Source organism: Paracoccus aestuarii, assembly GCF_028553885.1.
In the GTDB taxonomy this organism is placed as follows: Bacteria; Pseudomonadota; Alphaproteobacteria; order Rhodobacterales; family Rhodobacteraceae; genus Paracoccus; species Paracoccus aestuarii.
This window is the reverse complement of the sequence record NZ_CP067169.1, coordinates 2,951,083-2,966,995: the sequence shown is the minus strand read 5'-3', so window position 1 is coordinate 2,966,995 and position 15,913 is coordinate 2,951,083. Positions and strand designations below refer to the sequence as shown.

Below are 15,913 nucleotides of genomic sequence, written 5' to 3'. Positions count from 1 at the left end.
ACCGGCAGCGCTGACGAGCGAAGATGCGGCCGATGCCGAGCGACGGGAGGTCTCGTGCCCCCACGTCCAACTTGCGAAAATGTCGCCATCCCATCAATCATCTGATATGTAACAATAAAATTCCCTGCCGTATTGCTTTGCACGTCGAATCGTGATCCACTAGATCCACTGCGCGCGGGAAGCCTCTTGTCTTTCCAACCCTCGAGCTCTGCGGCGACCGGAAATCAATCATTCAACCCGCACGGCTGCGGGATCATCCTGTTCGGTCACGCTGCGCGACCGGCAAGTCGAGGTCTGCCAATGACCAGCTTTCCCTTCATCAAGGCCACGTTCCCCGACCCCGACATGAACCCACGCCAGATGGCGAGGCGACTGGTCCTGCATCTGCTGCGGCTGCGGGCTGACCGCACCGGAGTTGAGCTGCCGAAGTGTGACGATGAGGAGCTCCACGACAGGGCATGCATGGACAGGATCGAGGACGTCCATATCTCACGGGAGGACCACAAGCGCGCGGACCGGCGGGCCAACCGCGTTTTTGATCGTATCCTGCGTGAGTCCGGACTCGGCCACCTCGACAGGAGCGACCGCGACCGGCTGTCGGCGCTGAAGGACGGCGTCCACCTCGCCCGGATCAGCGATGAGCACCAGGCTGACGATCTTGCAGCAGCGCTGCATGCCGAGATGCCGTGGATGGCGGCGGCGACCGAATATGCCTGGCGCGCCATGCGCCGGTCCGTTCGTGAAGGTCATGCGGGCTTCCGCCTGCCGCCCGTGATCCTGGATGGGCCGCCAGGCATCGGCAAGACGCGGTGGGTTCGGCGTCTCGGTGATCTTGTCGGCGCTCCGAGCATCGTCATCGACGCAACCGGCGAAGCCAGCAGCTTCGGAGTCGTCGGCTGCCAGCGGGGCTGGTCCAGCGCTCGCCCCGGGCGAGTGCTGGAGTTCATCCTGGCGCGGCTGACTGGCAACCCGTTCATCGTCATCGACGAGCTGGACAAGGCCGGCCATGTCCGATCCGACAAGGGTCACCCGTTCGGATTGGCCGAGGGGCTGCTGCCACTTCTCGAGCCCGGCACCGCCGTTGACTGGACTTGTCCCTACTTCCGCGTGCGCTTTGACATGTCGCTGCTGAGCTGGGTCCTGCTGACGAACACGGTGACGCCGCTGCCGGAACCGCTGCTCAGCCGCTGCACCATCCTGCGGCTGCAGGAGGTGGATCTCCCCGAACTGATCGCCTTTGCCGAGCGGGAGGGCCGAGCCCGGGCGCTGTCGGAGGCGTCGATCCACTCCATCACCGACGCTCTTGCAGCCGTGGCGCCCCATGCACCCGCACGTCCAAGCCTGCGGACCGTTCTGCGGATGCTGGACCGTGCCGCCGATCTGGAAAATCGGCCGATGGTGATGTGATGACCCTGAGCTATGGTGAGCGCCGTCGGGAAGCCGCGCTCCGACACGCGATGCGCCGGCAGATCCTGAGTGGTGTGGAAATGGTGGACGAGGTTGAAGCGCGCAGGCTACTGGCCCTCGCTTCCACCGATCTGGCTTGGTCTTCCTCGCTTCAAGAACGGATCATTCGCTTCCGCATCGCCGGCAAGTGGAGCTTCCCCGCCTTCCAGTTCGACTCGAGCAACCGCAGGCTCTACCCCGGCTTGGTCAAGATCGTCGCTGCCTCCAGAGCGGCCGGATGGAGCGAATTCCGTCTGCTGAACTGGATGATGTGTCCACATCTCGATTTCGATGGGGTGCCCGCCGACGCGTTGCGAGATCAAGACGAGGAGGTGCTCGAGGCATTCCTCAGGGACAGCGAGCCCGACTGCCATGGTTAGCTGTGCATGGGCGAAGGTGAACCGAGCGCGGGCGTCAGCCAAAGCGAAAATACGAAAGGTCAGGTCCAGTCTCCCGCGGTATGGCCACGAACAGAGTAGGAGGAAACATCATCATGGAGCCTCACATGTTTGACAATGAGCGGTTCATCTCGCGCGCAACGGCCGCACTTGCCGCACTGGAGTGCGGCCCTAAGCCAGAGGATCTCGCACAAGCACCGCTGGCCGAGCTTTGGATTGCCCTCGTCAAGGACGGGACGGACCTGCCGGTCCTTTGGGGATACGTCACCGGGCATCCCCTGCTGGGAGACCGCTTCATCCGAACATCCCCCTTGATCGGGCTGAGCCGTGAAGCCGGATGGGCCAGGACGTTCAGCCGGTGGTATCGGCTTGGTGAACCATTTCCCATCTGGAAGGCTCAGCTTGCCACGCGGCTGGAAGATCCGATCAAGGAGATCGGCCTCCTGCGCTGGGGATCGACAGGCTACGGCGCGATCGTAGACACGGCATTCCTCGAGGCGAAGATGGCGAACGTCATAGCGCTTCTGAAGAACCCCGACGCGGCCGGATCGTGATGAATCTGGAGAGCATCATTCTGCCAGGAGATTAAGATGGTGAAAGAACAACCGCAGAAAGGTAAGAAGCCTCGCGGCAACCTCCTTGAGCGCATGCGCGCCGCGAATCCCGCCGGGGCGGCGCTGCTTGATCGGCACCGAGCGCAGGCTGATCTCGCCTTGGCTTTGCGCTCCATGCGCAAGGCCAGGGGGATGGGTCAGACTGACCTACGACGCGCATCCGAAAAGCACGGCCGGCCGCTGACGCAGTCGGTCATCTCAGCCTTGGAGAGCCCTACGGCAGCTTTACCCAACGTTGACGGGATCGTGCGCTATGCAGCGGCCTGCGGCGCCAGGGTCGAGCTGTCGTTCATAATGGGTCACGACGACAGCGGCGCATGCCGGGTAGTGTTGGCCTGAAGGACACGTCGCAGCACCAGTGCTGCTCAGCATCTAGATTCCGAAAATGAACTTGGTGCCACGTGCTTCGCACGTCAGCGACTGCCAGGCTTGCCTGTCGGCGCTGCTCCAGCGCATCCGTCCGTTGGCGTAGCCCCACACCCAACTTGCCGGAGCTGTGGCTGGAAGTTCGGAAGCGCCGCCCGCTCCTCGTCGACACGAAGGGCGGAAAGCAGACCGACTGCGGTGCGGCATTGCGACTGCGGCATCAGCGCAAGGCGGACACTTAGTCTAATCAAGAAGAGCTCTGTTCCTTCACTGGCGCGCAGTGCAGGGAGCGATCGAACCTCTAAAATATAAAATTTGGGTTCGTCACCGGAAATGACCGATTGGTTGTCTTACCTGACATCGGTGCGCACTGCGTAAAGTTAGTGCCCCAGAGGCCTTCGCAGACATTCAAGGGCAGAGCTGTTTAGATCTAGCCTCATCGCCTCGGCCGTCTCCTGGTCTTCTCGACCGGAACAAGATGACCTACCTCGGCCGCTAGTAAACGGTCAGTGGTCAACGTCACAACTTCGGATCCTACCTCAAAGAAGTATCGCGAAATGCCCGCTATAGAGTAATCTGCTAGGCCAATGCCTCGGTCAGCGAAATCTGGCCACTCTCGTTGAGCTTGTGTATACCAACTACTCGTCCATAGCCGTTGAGACTCATCAAAACGCTTCCAAGGGTGAGTCCCGTTCATCGATGCAACTACCCGGTCGAATAATTGCTGCGCTTTTGCCCGACGCGACTGGGCCGCTTGAGCAATATGATTCGCCGTCTCTATCGTTACAGAAAGCGGCAAAATCAGGGTTCCAGATCGCCTGATTACTTCGTCTACCGCAGACCTCGCACGATTTGCATCCCAACGATCTGCGCCCGATCCAGCAGTCTCCTTGCCAGGAACCTCAAGCCAACAGCAGAGAACTCCAGTATCTACAACGGCGATGAGTTCAGGCATTTCTCACCTGCGCCTTTATAGACTCCTCGATTTTTCCACGGGCTGCAAGCTGACCAAGCGATCCTTCGGCTATCAATCGAGATAGATGCGGCAGGTCCTCAAGAATAGTGATTTCACTAGCTCCAGAGGAGGAATTTCTTGTAGCGACCGCAACCGACTTTATCATTTTTGGTGGCAGCGCGTCGAGAAGGGCAACATTGTGGGTCGTAACAAGTAAATCGATTTTTCGTTTCGATCCCAGATCTTGTATTGCAGACAGAAGGTCCATTGCCCTCGACGGATGAAGCCCGTTGTCAATCTCCTCAACAACGATCATTGACCGCTCAGGTTGTGTCAAAAGCGCCACCATCACAGATATGAAGCGAAGCGTTCCATCTGATAAACCTCTCGCATCCATCTCAAGAGTTCGCTTCGCGTTCCACCGCTCCGTGCAGTAGAGCATCGCGTCAACTCCGTGACGATCAACAGTTTCTGCCCATACGCGAGTGATATCCTTTTCTGGAATCTTAGCTGCATATCTAGATATCAAATCTTCAACAATTTTTTTTCTCTTATCGGGCAGTGCGGCCAATACGCCGGCCACATTAGAACCGTCCCTGTTAAGATGTTCTGAAGGGCGAGAGTAAGCGCGCATCGAAGAGGGATTAGGGTCGAGAATGAATATAGATCGCATCGTCTGAAGCACATGATCAACCGCCACTTTGATCTCCTCTCTCATCTCATATATCTCTAGTTGAGAGAGGACAGACAGATTGCGGCGCATCGGTTGCTTAGTGCCCGATTTCGTGTTGTAAAGTCTGGCCGTAATACCTGGAGCTCCACCGTCTGGCGCGTCGGTCCAGAAAAGCCTCAAACGTCTTTGCGCATTGCCTTGATATCTAACTCTTACAAGTTCTTCATTTTCGAGCTCTGCAGTATTACCGTCGATAGAAACTGTTATCGAATACTCATAATCTGTCTTCTCGTCCTCACCGCTAACACTTGCAGTAATGGTAAAGTTTTTTGCTCCTTCGTAAGTTATCCACTCAAGTCCACCTCGGAGGTTGACTGTGTTGGAGTCCCCAACAATGGCAGATGTGATGTCCGAAGCAGACGAAATGCGCGAAAGAAACTCAAGCGCATCAAGTGCATTGGACTTTCCACTAGCATTAGTTCCAATAAGAAACGTCAATTGGTCGAAGAGCATTGATGCTTTCTTGTAGCTTTTCCAGTTTTCAAACTGAATCTCTCTGAGCATAGGAACGCTCCCAACATAATTTCTTCCCGACATGTAGAGGCTAACAATTTCGGAACGCAAGGTGCATCGGCTCTTGCCGATGCTCTTCCTTCGCAGTGCGTCGACTCTTTGACCGATAGCGGAGATCTCATAGATGCAGCCGCGGCACCCACGAGAACGGCAGCTATCTTCCGCAGAAGCAGATGCTGCGTGGTCGATCTAGCTGCGCCCTGCACCAACGGCCGGCTTCGGGAAGCCGCACCGCAGCGTCCTTCCCTCCTCGACCGGCCGCTATGGGCCGGTGTGCCACCTAAAGTCGATGCAGTTATCAGCGATGCGCCAGATACTCAGCTGAAACATAGCCCGACACACTGGGCTTGTCAGTCAGGAAGACCCGGCACCAGACCCGGCCGTTGTTCGGGACACATTTCTGACGGGTGAGGCGCGTGCCGTCGGGCAGGCCGATGATGATGGCATGTTCGAGGCCCGGACCCTCGCGGAGCTTCAAAAGGTCGTCAAGCCCGGCACCCTGGACGACTGCACCCGAACCAACCGCGCATCCGGTGGCGACAGTGAGAGCGAGAAGAGCGGCAAAAGGGCGCTGCATGATTGAACCTTCATCTTTTTGACGCTTCTACGACACGATCGAGGGTGATGACAGCCTCTCGCGGCGATCGCATTGCAAAGCCGGTGCCGCTCTCTTACCTTCCTTGTCATCAAGACCGGAGACAGACTCGACATGGACCTGAACCTCGCCGCCACCGCCCTTCCGGTTTCGCTGCGAGAAGTCCTGCACCATGTCGTCATCCGTCACCCTGTCCGGCCTGTCCTGGCTTACGCCTGAAGAATCGCCGCTTTTCACCGACCTCAGCCTGACCTTCGGGCCGGAGCGCACCGGCCTGGTGGGTCGCAACGGCAGCGGCAAGAGCACGCTGCTGCGCCTGATTGCGGGCGAGCTTCGTCCCACAGCCGGCCAGGTGCAGCTCGTGGGCACGCTAGCGGTCATGCGGCAGGATGCGTTGCGAGACCCGGACGACACCATTGCCGACCTCTTCGGGATAGGCGCGGCGCTCGAGATCCTGGCGCGAGCCGAGGCGGGGCTGGCCAGCGCGTCCGAGTTGGCAGAGGTGGATTGGTCACTGCCCGCCCGCGTGGACGCCGCGCTTCTGCAGCTCGGTCTGTGCACAGATCCGCAGGCGCCGCTCGTCAGTCTCTCGGGCGGTCAGCGCAGCCGCGCGGCGCTCGCCGCTCTTGCCTTCCAGCGGCCGGACATCCTGCTGCTGGACGAGCCGACCAACAACCTGGATCGGGACGGGCGCGCCGCCGTGATCGATCTGCTGCGGGGCTGGTCCGGCGCCGCGATCGTCGCCAGCCATGACCGCGAGCTTCTCGAGGAGATGGACGCCGTTGTCGAGCTGACGTCGCTGAAGGCCGTCCGCTACGGGGGCAACTACAGCGCGTATCGCCAGCGTAAGGCAGCTGAACTCGATGCGGCTGCCCATGACCTCGCCCATGCCGAGCGGGCCAGCAGGGAAGCCGCCCGCCGCGCCCAGACTGCCACCGAACGCAAGGCCCGCAAGGACGGCGCCGGGCATCGGGCGCGGGCCAACGGAGGCCAGCCGAAGATCCTGCTGGATGCGGCCAAGGGCCGGGCCGAGGCCTCGGGCGGCGCGGGCGTGCGCCTGCGGGACGCGAGGCGCGAGGCCGCCGAAGCGGCGGTGGCGGCCGCACGCGAGAAGATCGAGATCCTGCAGCCGCTGCGCATGGGGCTGCCGCCGACGAGGCTTGCCCACGGGAAGACCGTGCTGCGGCTCGACGGGCTCACCGGCGGCTACGACCCGGCGCGCCCCGTCATCCAGGGCCTGACGCTGGTCATGGAGGGGCCGGAGCGGCTGCTGATCGGCGGCGCGAACGGCAGCGGCAAGTCCACGCTTCTGAAGATGATCACCGGGCAGATCGTCCCGCAATCGGGCCGGCTGTCGCTTGACGTGTCCTGGGCCCTGCTCGACCAGCATCAGAGCCTCCTGCAGCCGGAGGACAGCCTGCGCGAGAATTTCCTGCGCCTGAACCCCGGCCGCTATCCGCATCTGGCGCATGAGGCTCTGGCGCGGTTCGGCTTCCGGTCTGCCGACGCGCTCAGGCGCGCCGGCGAGCTCAGCGGCGGCGAGCGCCTGCGCGCCGGGCTGGCCTGCGCCCTGGGCGCCACGCCCCCGCCGATGCTGCTGATCCTGGACGAGCCGACGAACCACCTGGACCTCGATGGTATCGCGGCACTGGAGGCTGCCCTGGCCGCCTATGACGGGGCCGTGCTCGCCGTCAGCCACGACGAAGCCTTCGTCGCCGCGCTGAAGCCGGGCCGGAGGCTCGTCCTGGAGGCCGGGGGCTCCGCCGCAATCCTGCCGTTCAGCGCCTGATCACGCCCGGACATCCTTGGGCGAGCCCATGACGATGTAGGAGGTGATCGCATTGACGTGGGAGCGCGTGCCCAGCACCTCGGTGTGGAAACGCTTGTAGTCGGCCAGGCTCGCGCATTCGACGCGGAGAAGATACTCGAAGGCCCCCGCGATATTGTGACATTCGGCCACCTCGGGCGCGATGGCCATGGCGCGCTCGAAACCTTCCTGCGCCGCCTTGGTATGGGAGGAGAGGCCGACCATCACATAGACGGCGAAGCCGCGCCCGGTCAGCTCCGGGTCAGTCCGGACGCCGTAGCCCCGGATGACCCCGCTCCTCTCCAGCTCCGCCACACGGCGCAGGCAGGGCGAGGGCGAGAGGTTCACCCGCTCGGCCGGTTGAACGTTGCTGATCCGGGAATTGTGCGCCAGTTCACGCAATATCTTCTCGTCTACAGCGTCCATTGCCGCCGATCGTTGCGTCCGAGCCTCCACAAGATCAACATTCGACGAAACATTGCACGTGGCAAGCCCTAGAGTGGCAGCCGTCCATCCCGATCAAGGACAGATCATGACCTCCACGATTCTCGCCGCTCTTCTGGGCTTCGCCTTCGTCACCACCGTCACGCCCGGGCCGAACAACCTGATGCTGATGGCGTCCGGGGCAAATTTCGGCTTCCGGCGGACGGTGCCGCACATGCTGGGCATCGCCGGAGGCGTCTCGCTGATGGCCCTGCTGGTCGGGCTCGGGCTGATGGCGCTGTTCGAGGCCGTGCCGGTGCTGGGCAGCATCCTCAAGGTTGTCTCGGTCCTCTACCTTCTGTGGCTGGCCTACAAGATCGCCACGGCGGCTCCCATCGAGGTGCGCGACGCCAGGGCGCGGCCCATACCCGACTTGATGACAGGGCACATGATGCGGTCGATGATTTTGCGAAGTATCAGGACGAAGGTGATCGGCGAAGATCAAGCTTCATCTACTAGTTTTGAGTTGGCGCCCGTTGTTTGCGAGCGTCTTGGCCGCGCTCTTTACCTCGATCTGGGCGGCCGCCACCCGGCAGCGGTGGCTTCAGCAACTGAGCAGAACCAGCGCTCGCCGTGGCTGGTGTTAATCTGCGTTGCCTCGTAGTGACGCGAGCCCGGAACATGATAGATCCTCTCACCGCCGCGCGAGATGTTGCCCTTGATCCGGCACTTCGAGTCAGAGGAGCTTCCCATGAATTGGGCAGCAGGCTGCAGGGCTCGTGATTCCGCCCTGTATCCCCACGCGGGTCGATTGGGAGCAGACCAGATCCCGAGGGCGCGCTGGCGGGCACTGTCCTCAGCAGCGACGTAGTCGTCGGAGTAGAACCGATAGGCCCAGGCAAGACCCTCAGCCACCAGCACCTGGCCAAGATCCATACCCGCGACCTCGCAGACGGCCACAACCCGATCGTAGTGATCCCTGTCGGTCTGCCTGCACTTCACGTCGCGGCCTGCCACCAGTTCAGACATGCGCCGGGTTGCGGCCTGACCGCACGACCACTGGCTCCCGTCAGCCGCCGCGCAACTCTGGCTTTGCTCCGGTGCGTCTATACCGTGGATGCGGATGGTCTGCCCGGCAAGTCGCAGCCCGTCACCGTCAACCACCGTCGCTAGGCCCGCCAGTTGATGGGCATCAGCTGAGGAATTCTCTGCCAGACAGCCCCACAGGATGGTTGTCGCTGCAACAGCCAGAAGAGCCTTGGTGGCTCGATGGGAATGTGAGGTGACGGGAATGTTCTCCATGGCTTTGTGGTAGGAGAGAGGCTTGCATCCGGCCACTTCCGAATGTTGAGAATGCTCACGAACGGCCGCCAGCAGCTCAAGTGAGCGGCGGCGCTGGAAGAGGCAGGAGCACCATCTCCTGCCGTCTAGGCCTCCTACGCCTCCAACTCGATCAGAGCGTCGTCTGCCAGCGGCCGCTGTAGCTGGCTCGCGATCTGCCAGTCGGCGCTCAGCCAGGTCTCGATCTCGTCCTCCTGCGTCAGGATTACCGGCATGGCCTTGGGGTGAAACCTGCCGACCACGTCATTCGGCTCCGTCGTCAGGAATGCATAGAGCCGGTGCTCCCCCGTCCGCGGAGAACGACCTGATCCGCGTGTGCCGGACCAGTCGGTCCAGAGGCCGGCAAAGAAGAACAAGGGCCGCGTTTCGTTCAGCGCGAACCAGTGCAATGACTTGCGCTTCGTCACCGGGTCTGGCTTCGCGCCGTATTCGGAGAAGGCGGTGGCGGGGATCACGCAGCGGCTGGACGGCCCGAGCCAGCGCCGCCAGTGCGGGCTGGCGGTGTTACGGATGTTCGTCACGCCCCGGTCGGGCGCGTCGGGTGCCTTCAGGAACTGCGGCGGGGTGGGCAAGCCCCATGTCATCAGCGACATCTCCCGACCGGCTGGCGTCTGCCGGATCACCGGAGCCGGGCGGTCGGGATAGACATCGAGGCTTGGCTCGAGATTACCGACACGATCATGGGTGATGCGGGCGAAGTCGCGGATCGCCTGCTGGTTTGTGGTCAGATTATAAAGATTACACACCCGTGCCTCTATCGCTGCCAGCTCAGCCGCCCCGATCGCCCGGCGCCGCCGGCAGAGTCCCATGCTGGGCAAGTTGAAACAAGCCCTTTCTAAGAACACAACATGAACGTAGATCTCCTGTCTGATGCACCATCAGCGCCCCGGCCCCCGCATACGCCGAGGCGCGGGCCAGGCGAACTGCGTCAGACAGCGCGCAGCCCCCGCATCCGCGGCGAGCCGCGGGCCAGCCGGACTGCTTCAGGCAGCGCGCCGCCGACGCCCGCCAGCAGGGGCGCGCGGTCGGCGATCTCGGTCACCATCTCGCAAGCCTCGTAAAATATGGCTCAGGAGCCAGTTGACGACGCTTCCTCATGCTTCGATGCCCTTGTTCTTGAAAACCAACAGACGTCAGGGCGTAGCTTCTGCCAATGTTCGACAAGCAAAGGATGCCTCAGGCGCGGACGAGCGCGCTGACAAAACGAACCGAAGCCGATATGATGGCAACATGAGAGATCCAAGCGACCTGTCACGTCAGGAACTTGAGCAGGAGCTGCGCCAACTGCGGGCCGCCCTGAAGCGTGTTGACGAACATTCCAAGATATCGGACGGTTCTTGCGCCGTCCGAACAGGAGTTGCGACGAGTAGTGAGTTGGCCGGGCGTTCAGCTTACGATGAGCCGGTAGCACTCGATAACCTCCAGCACTACCTTTCAGCCTTGGCGCGCATCGGTGCCAGACATGGCATTGAGATCCGCAAAGAGGGCGACGCAGGCTCATTGTGCCTGTTGCCACTATCGCCTGATCACGGTGGATATTTTGCAGAGCGTGTCGGAGACGGCCAGTATGTGTTGTTATCCTACGAGACCGGCGGAGGCTTGGATTACGCGTGTGGACGCATTGTCGGCGACGACATGCATCCTTCAGCTCGGGCAGAACGTGCTCGAAAGTGGCGTGAGGATAACGCAGAGGCGATTGCAGAGGAGAACAAGCGAGTTCTGCTGTGGCGCCCCTTGCAAGGTCAGTAGTTTAGCTGGTTGCGCGGAGATAGTCGGAGTTCTGTAATCCGCAGAGGAAAAACGCCCTGCCGCCGCGAGGCGCCAATGTCGCCGAAGTTGCGCGGCTGCCCATGGCTGTCTTCCGCCGGCTGAACCTAGCGACCGAAGGCACCGGCACCACCAGCATCGCCTTGCGCCGTGGGCGGCGGCAAGCGCATACGGCAGATTTGGGCCAGCCCACTGCGTCCATGACGCGCTGGCGGGTGACGAAACTGCCTTCGGCCCCACTGCCCGTCCCCTGCCTCAGCCGCGCACGCTGGCTGGTCGAGCTGATCCGGGCACCGGCGGGAAGTCTCGATCTGGAACTGGAGGCTTGCGACGAAACGGGTCATCTCGCTCTGCCTGCCGACGCGGCCGAGCGCCTCGGTTCGGCCGACCGGCACAACGGTTTCACGTAATTCCACTTGGCGCCGACGAGCGAGAGGGCAGCCGAAGCGTCCCTCGGCAGCAGCGCATGTTTCCAATTCGTTCCTCCGCCGCTAAGCTCACCGCAGACTCAGAGGGCACGGCATGGCGACGGCATATCTCGACAAGCTGAACGAGCAACAGCGTGCGGCGGTGGTGTTCGGGACGGACGGTCCGGACCTGCCGCCGCCGCTGCTGGTGATTGCCGGCGCCGGATCAGGAAAGACAGCCATGCTCGCGCACCGCGTGGCGCATCTCCTAGTGGGTGGAGCCGATCCCCGCCGCATTTTGCTGATGACCTTCTCACGCCGCGCCGCCTCCGAGCTGACCCGCCGGGTCGAGCGCATCACGGCCGCCGCCACGGGGAGTCCCGTCGCCGCCGAGGCGCTGATCTGGTCCGGCACCTTCCATGCCGTCGGTGCACGGCTGCTGCGCGAGCACGCCTTGGCGATCGGGCTCCATCCCGACTTTTCGATCCACGACCGCGAGGACAGCGCGGACCTGATGAACCTTGCCCGACACGGGCTGGGCTTGTCGAAGACCGAGAGCCGCTTTCCGACCAAGGGCACCTGCCTCGCGATCTACTCCCGCACTGTCAACTCGGGAGCACCCTTGGCAGAGGTGCTGCGCGAGCACTTTCCCTGGTGTGCGGGATCGGAGGCGCAACTGAAGCAGCTCTTCGGCGCTTACGTTGCGGCGAAGCAGGCGCAGAACGTGCTCGACTACGATGACCTGCTGCTGGCCTGGGCGCAGGTCATGACCGCGCCCGACTTCGCCGCGCATATCGGGGCGACCTGGGACCATGTGCTGATCGACGAATATCAGGACACCAACCGCCTGCAGGCCCGCATCCTCACCGCGCTGAAGCCTGACGGCCGAGGCCTGACCGTGGTCGGCGACGACGCGCAGTCGATCTATGCCTTCCGCGCAGCGGATGTGCGCAACATCCTCGACTTCCCCGACAGCTTCACGCACCGTGCCGCGGTGATTGCGCTGGAGCGGAACTACCGCTCCACCCAGCCCATCCTCGCTGCTGCCAACGCGGTAATCGCTGCCGCTTCCGAGCGCCATGCCAAGGAGCTGTGGTCTGATCGCGCCGGTGTCGAGAAGCCGCGCCTCGTGACAGTGGGCACCGAGGCGCTGCAGGCCCGCTACATGGTCGACCGGATCCTCGCCGACCGCGAGGCGGGGATGCGGCTCAAGGACCAGGCGGTGCTCTTCCGCACCTCCAGCCACGCCGCGCAGATCGAGGCCGAGCTGACCCGCCGCAACGTTCCCTACGTCAAGTTCGGCGGGCTGAAGTTTCTCGATAGCGCGCATGTGAAGGACCTGCTCTCGGTTCTGCGGCTCAAGCGCAACCCGCGCGACCGAGTGGCAGGGTTCCGCGTGCTGCAACTGATCCCCGGCGTCGGCCCGACCGCGGCGGGGCGGATTCTTGACGCGCTGGACTTGGCGACGGACCCGCGTGCCGCTTGGGGCGATGTCGCGCCACCGCCGCGAGCGGACGCGTCCTGGACCGACTTTGTGGCTGCGATGACTACCGAGGCGCCTTGGCCCGCCGCTATCGGTCTCGCCCGCGGCTGGTATGACCCGCATCTCGACCGCATTCACGAGGATGCCGAGGCAAGGCGCGCAGACCTTCTGCAGCTGGAGCAGATCGCCGCAGGATACCTTTCCGCAGAAGCCTTCCTGACCGAGCTGACGCTGGATCCGCCGGATGCCACCAGCGATCAGGCTGGCGTGCCGCTCAAGGACGAGGACTACCTCATCCTCTCGACGATCCATTCCGCCAAGGGCCAGGAATGGCGGTCGGTCCACATCCTGAACGCGGTTGATGGCTGCATCCCATCGGACCTGGGCACCGGCAGCACGCACGAGCTGGAGGAGGAGCGCCGCCTTCTCTACGTTGCGATGACACGTGCCAAGGACCAGCTGACGCTTGGCCTGCCACTCCGCTTCTACGTCACGCAGCAGACGCGCAATGGTGACCGGCACGTCTACGCGATGCGGACGCGGTTCATTCCGAGCGCGATCCTCGACCGGTTTGAGGCGGTGAACTGGTCGCCTGCGCCGGTCGCCAGCGAGGCGCGGCCCGCACCTGCACCAATCGACATTGCCGCCAATATGCGAGCAATGTGGGGTTGATCGGAAAGCAGTTGAGCATCCAACCGCGGGAGCATTGACCCGTCTAAGGCTGCATCGGACCGACCGTTGCCGACTCTCTCTTGAGATCCCCCCGGATATCTTCCAGCAACTGCTCGCGGTTAAGGGCCATCGAGAATTCGACGCGGCGGGAGGCCTCCCGGTTCTCGCTTCCATCGTCGCGGGCAACAAGGCGCGCAGACGAATATCCTGTTGAGGAAAGCCGTCCCCGCGCCCAGCTCAACAAATCGCCGTTCTTCAGGCCACCAAGACACACCTGCAGGGCATTTTGGGCGCGTCGCTGCGACAGGCCGAGATTATAGATGTAGGCTTCCTCGGAGGTCTGGTTGGGCTGCCCTTCTGAGGATGCATGGCCTTCGATCTTCAAATCCGAGATATCAAGACCAGATGACTGGAGGGTTTGGACCCAGGGACCGCAGAACTGCCGGAGCAGCTCCGGATCTCGGATCCGATCTTCTCCGGCATTGAACAGAATGTTCTGGGGCAGGATGATCGTGCCGTCGGCCTTGATCTCACCGCCTGCAGCCCGGATCTTGTCGCCGAGTTCGCGCTCGAGCATACCGACAAGGCCTTCCTCTGCAGCTGCCGCCTGCGCCAAGCGGTCACTGGCCTGTGTCACTGCACTGTTTGGGAGAAGAAGATCGTCCAGCGTTGCACGCAGGCGGGTCTCCGGAGTAACCTCAACGACTTCGGACAGCTTCAGCCGGGTTCCGGGCTCCAGCTCCACAGCGCCGCTCATTAGGCGCTTGAGGTCCTCCTCGCGCATAAATCGGCTGTATCGCTCAGTATCCTCAATGGCGGCTTGATCCTGTTCTCCGAGTCCTGCTGCTCGCAGTGCGCGCGCCATCGCAAAGGTTCCGTCGCTCAAGCCCGCGATGATGCTAGCCTTGTCGGAGTCGGAAATCTCCCCAAGGTTGTCGGCCAAAAGCAGGCTCCGCTTTTCGGTATCAACCTGCCACCAAGTGAATAGCAGAAGCAGAATGAAGGATAGGAGGATGAAAGCTTCGGCCACCGTCAGCCCCATGACGGCGCCTCGCTTGTAGTCGCGACTCGATCCAGAACCAGGCCTCAACACCGCTGGAACCTTTCCGCCAGGGCCTGATGATTAACAATCATGGACCTGATGACCTGAGAGTGACGCATCACGGTTTAAGTCCTCCGGCCCCATCTCCAAGTCTTGCTTTCAGGTGCCTCTGCGGGTCCGGCCTGAGTAGCACCATCCTCGTCGCGATCCGCATTTGCTCCAGGACCCGGAACGACAATACCAGGCGTCGACCCTTCTGCATCCAGCCGACCAGCAAGCCGATCGCCGGCTTCCCCAAGTTTCGCTGCACTGCTTTCAAGGTTTTGCTTGATCCGATCGGCGCTCGTCTGGATCGCCTCGCCAGATCGCTCAGTTGCAACCGTGAATATGTGCGCGCCGCCCTCGATGGCCTTGCCCGCAGTTTCCAAGGCTCCGGCCATCGTCTTGCTGCCTGATTCTATCTCTTGCTCGAACCGGGTCGTGAAGTCGCTGACCACCTCTTGCGCCCGCGCCAGGGTTGCGCTGGTGTGGGCGACGTCGGTGGAGAGGCTTTCGGCAGCTGCGACGATCGTGGAAACACTCTTGCGGATGCGTTCGGCCGCTTCGACATTATGTCCGGTTAGCTCCGTCGCCGTTGCAGACATCTCCTCAACCGCCTTCCGGATGCCCTCTGCAGCTACGGCACTGGAGTCCTTAACGGCCTTCGTCACCAGATCAAGAGAGGCTTCGGTCTGTATGCGCACACTTTCCCGCAGCGCCGGTCCAAATTCCTGTGCGGACTTCAGCAGTTCCTGCTGCATGTCTGAAAGCAGCGTATCGAACGCCTCCCGCATGCGCTTCTCCCGCTCGACGTTCTGCTGGAGACTCTCGACCGAGAACGTCTTGACCTGGTCAAGGCTCATGCCGAGCTCGGTCCGGAACCGGCGTGACGCGTCATTCAAGGCCTGACGCTCGTGGCGCTCTCGACTGTCCATGTCGATCTTGAACTGCATCATCAGCACGCGCAGGAACACGCCGAAGATCGTGGAGGAAAGCGCCACACCAAAGCCCGCGATGATTTCGGGGATCATGTCAGCTCGGCGCTCGGAAGGGGCTTCGATGACGAAGTAGAGCGTTACTGCCAAGGATGTCAGAGTGAAGAGGAAGCCGAGGTAGTAGCAATTGTCGCCGATCGTCTCCGAGTCGAGACGAAGGGATGTGGCGTTGTAGGTGTAGAGGGCATAGGCCACGAGAACGAGACCCGCAAAAATCGCGCCAAAGAGGGGGTGAAGCGGCAAAAACTTAAGTGCTATGCATCCGCCTACGCCTACCACGAAGGCGATGCCCAACGGCGCTGCCTCCTGCATGGGAT

General features: G+C 62.2%; 16 protein-coding genes. 9 read left to right on the top strand and 7 right to left on the bottom strand.

From position 1 onward, the window contains the following. Nucleotides 1-300: 300 nt before the first annotated feature. From JHW48_RS15000 to JHW48_RS14985, 4 genes are all read left to right on the top strand, one after another. A complete protein-coding gene (locus JHW48_RS15000; protein ID WP_119885514.1) occupies nt 301-1,407 on the top strand; it encodes an AAA family ATPase in 1,107 nt (368 codons plus the stop codon). Further along, on the top strand, nt 1,407-1,826 hold the full coding sequence (locus JHW48_RS14995; protein ID WP_119885513.1) for a hypothetical protein: 420 nt from the start codon (nt 1,407-1,409) through the stop codon (nt 1,824-1,826). Before JHW48_RS15000 ends, JHW48_RS14995 begins: the two co-directional genes overlap by 1 nt. A gap of 125 nt (nt 1,827-1,951) precedes the next feature. After that, nucleotides 1,952-2,398 carry a DUF6634 family protein gene (locus tag JHW48_RS14990; protein WP_147388061.1) on the top strand — a complete coding sequence of 149 codons (447 nt, stop codon included), beginning with the start codon at nt 1,952-1,954 and terminating at the stop codon, nt 2,396-2,398. A gap of 36 nt (nt 2,399-2,434) precedes the next feature. Further along, nucleotides 2,435-2,797, top strand: a complete 363-nt coding sequence (locus JHW48_RS14985; protein WP_119885511.1) for a hypothetical protein — start codon at nt 2,435-2,437, stop codon at nt 2,795-2,797. Between the two features lie 974 nt (nt 2,798-3,771). Here the strand turns inward: JHW48_RS14985 and JHW48_RS14980 are convergent. Both JHW48_RS14980 and JHW48_RS14975 read right to left on the bottom strand, forming a co-directional pair. Continuing rightward, nucleotides 3,772-5,049, bottom strand: a complete 1,278-nt coding sequence (locus JHW48_RS14980) for an AAA family ATPase (RefSeq protein ID WP_147388060.1) — start codon at nt 5,047-5,049, stop codon at nt 3,772-3,774. A 274-nt stretch (nt 5,050-5,323) separates the two neighbouring features. Then, entirely contained in the window at nt 5,324-5,602 is a 279-nt protein-coding gene (locus JHW48_RS14975) for an SH3 domain-containing protein (protein ID WP_119885509.1), read from the bottom strand. Between the two features lie 190 nt (nt 5,603-5,792). Here JHW48_RS14975 and JHW48_RS14970 point away from each other — a divergent pair, with 190 nt between their 5' ends. Further along, complete coding sequence (locus tag JHW48_RS14970; RefSeq protein WP_119885508.1) at nt 5,793-7,409, top strand: ABC-F family ATP-binding cassette domain-containing protein; 1,617 nt, start codon at nt 5,793-5,795, stop codon at nt 7,407-7,409. Here JHW48_RS14970 and JHW48_RS14965 read toward each other — a convergent pair whose 3' ends face one another. Continuing rightward, the gene (locus tag JHW48_RS14965; RefSeq protein ID WP_119885507.1) at nt 7,410-7,853 is read right to left on the bottom strand and encodes an Lrp/AsnC family transcriptional regulator; all 444 of its coding nucleotides are present in this window, start codon (nt 7,851-7,853) and stop codon (nt 7,410-7,412) included. A gap of 106 nt (nt 7,854-7,959) precedes the next feature. Here JHW48_RS14965 and JHW48_RS14960 point away from each other — a divergent pair, with 106 nt between their 5' ends. After that, a complete protein-coding gene (locus tag JHW48_RS14960; protein ID WP_119885506.1) occupies nt 7,960-8,514 on the top strand; it encodes a LysE family translocator in 555 nt (184 codons plus the stop codon). On the opposite strand, the gene JHW48_RS14955 is transcribed toward JHW48_RS14960, so the two are convergent. After that, complete coding sequence (locus tag JHW48_RS14955; RefSeq protein ID WP_119885505.1) at nt 8,415-9,152, bottom strand: thermonuclease family protein; 738 nt, start codon at nt 9,150-9,152, stop codon at nt 8,415-8,417. The two genes, JHW48_RS14960 and JHW48_RS14955, sit on opposite strands and share 100 nt — an antisense overlap. Before the next feature lie 134 nt (nt 9,153-9,286). Continuing rightward, nucleotides 9,287-9,937 carry an SOS response-associated peptidase gene (locus JHW48_RS14950; protein WP_119885529.1) on the bottom strand — a complete coding sequence of 217 codons (651 nt, stop codon included), beginning with the start codon at nt 9,935-9,937 and terminating at the stop codon, nt 9,287-9,289. Between the two features lie 334 nt (nt 9,938-10,271). Between JHW48_RS14950 and JHW48_RS14945 the strand changes: the two genes are divergently transcribed. The 3 genes from JHW48_RS14945 (at nt 10,272) to JHW48_RS14935 (ending at nt 13,520) form a co-directional block, all read left to right on the top strand. Beyond that, nucleotides 10,272-10,940, top strand: coding sequence for a hypothetical protein (locus JHW48_RS14945; RefSeq protein WP_147388059.1), 669 nt, complete (start codon nt 10,272-10,274; stop codon nt 10,938-10,940). Nucleotides 10,941-11,041: 101 nt separating this feature from the next. Next, nucleotides 11,042-11,368, top strand: a complete 327-nt coding sequence (locus tag JHW48_RS14940; RefSeq protein WP_119885504.1) for a hypothetical protein — start codon at nt 11,042-11,044, stop codon at nt 11,366-11,368. 112 nt (nt 11,369-11,480) lie between these two features. Further along, nucleotides 11,481-13,520 carry an ATP-dependent helicase gene (locus tag JHW48_RS14935; RefSeq protein WP_119885503.1) on the top strand — a complete coding sequence of 680 codons (2,040 nt, stop codon included), beginning with the start codon at nt 11,481-11,483 and terminating at the stop codon, nt 13,518-13,520. Nucleotides 13,521-13,563: 43 nt separating this feature from the next. On the opposite strand, the gene JHW48_RS14930 is transcribed toward JHW48_RS14935, so the two are convergent. After that, nucleotides 13,564-14,562: an OmpA family protein gene (locus JHW48_RS14930; RefSeq protein ID WP_119885502.1), complete on the bottom strand. Its 999-nt coding sequence runs from the start codon at nt 14,560-14,562 to the stop codon at nt 13,564-13,566. 125 nt (nt 14,563-14,687) lie between these two features. Next, nucleotides 14,688-15,908, bottom strand: a complete 1,221-nt coding sequence (locus tag JHW48_RS14925) for a YggN family protein (protein ID WP_119885501.1) — start codon at nt 15,906-15,908, stop codon at nt 14,688-14,690. Between the last annotated feature and the right edge of the window lie 5 nt (nt 15,909-15,913).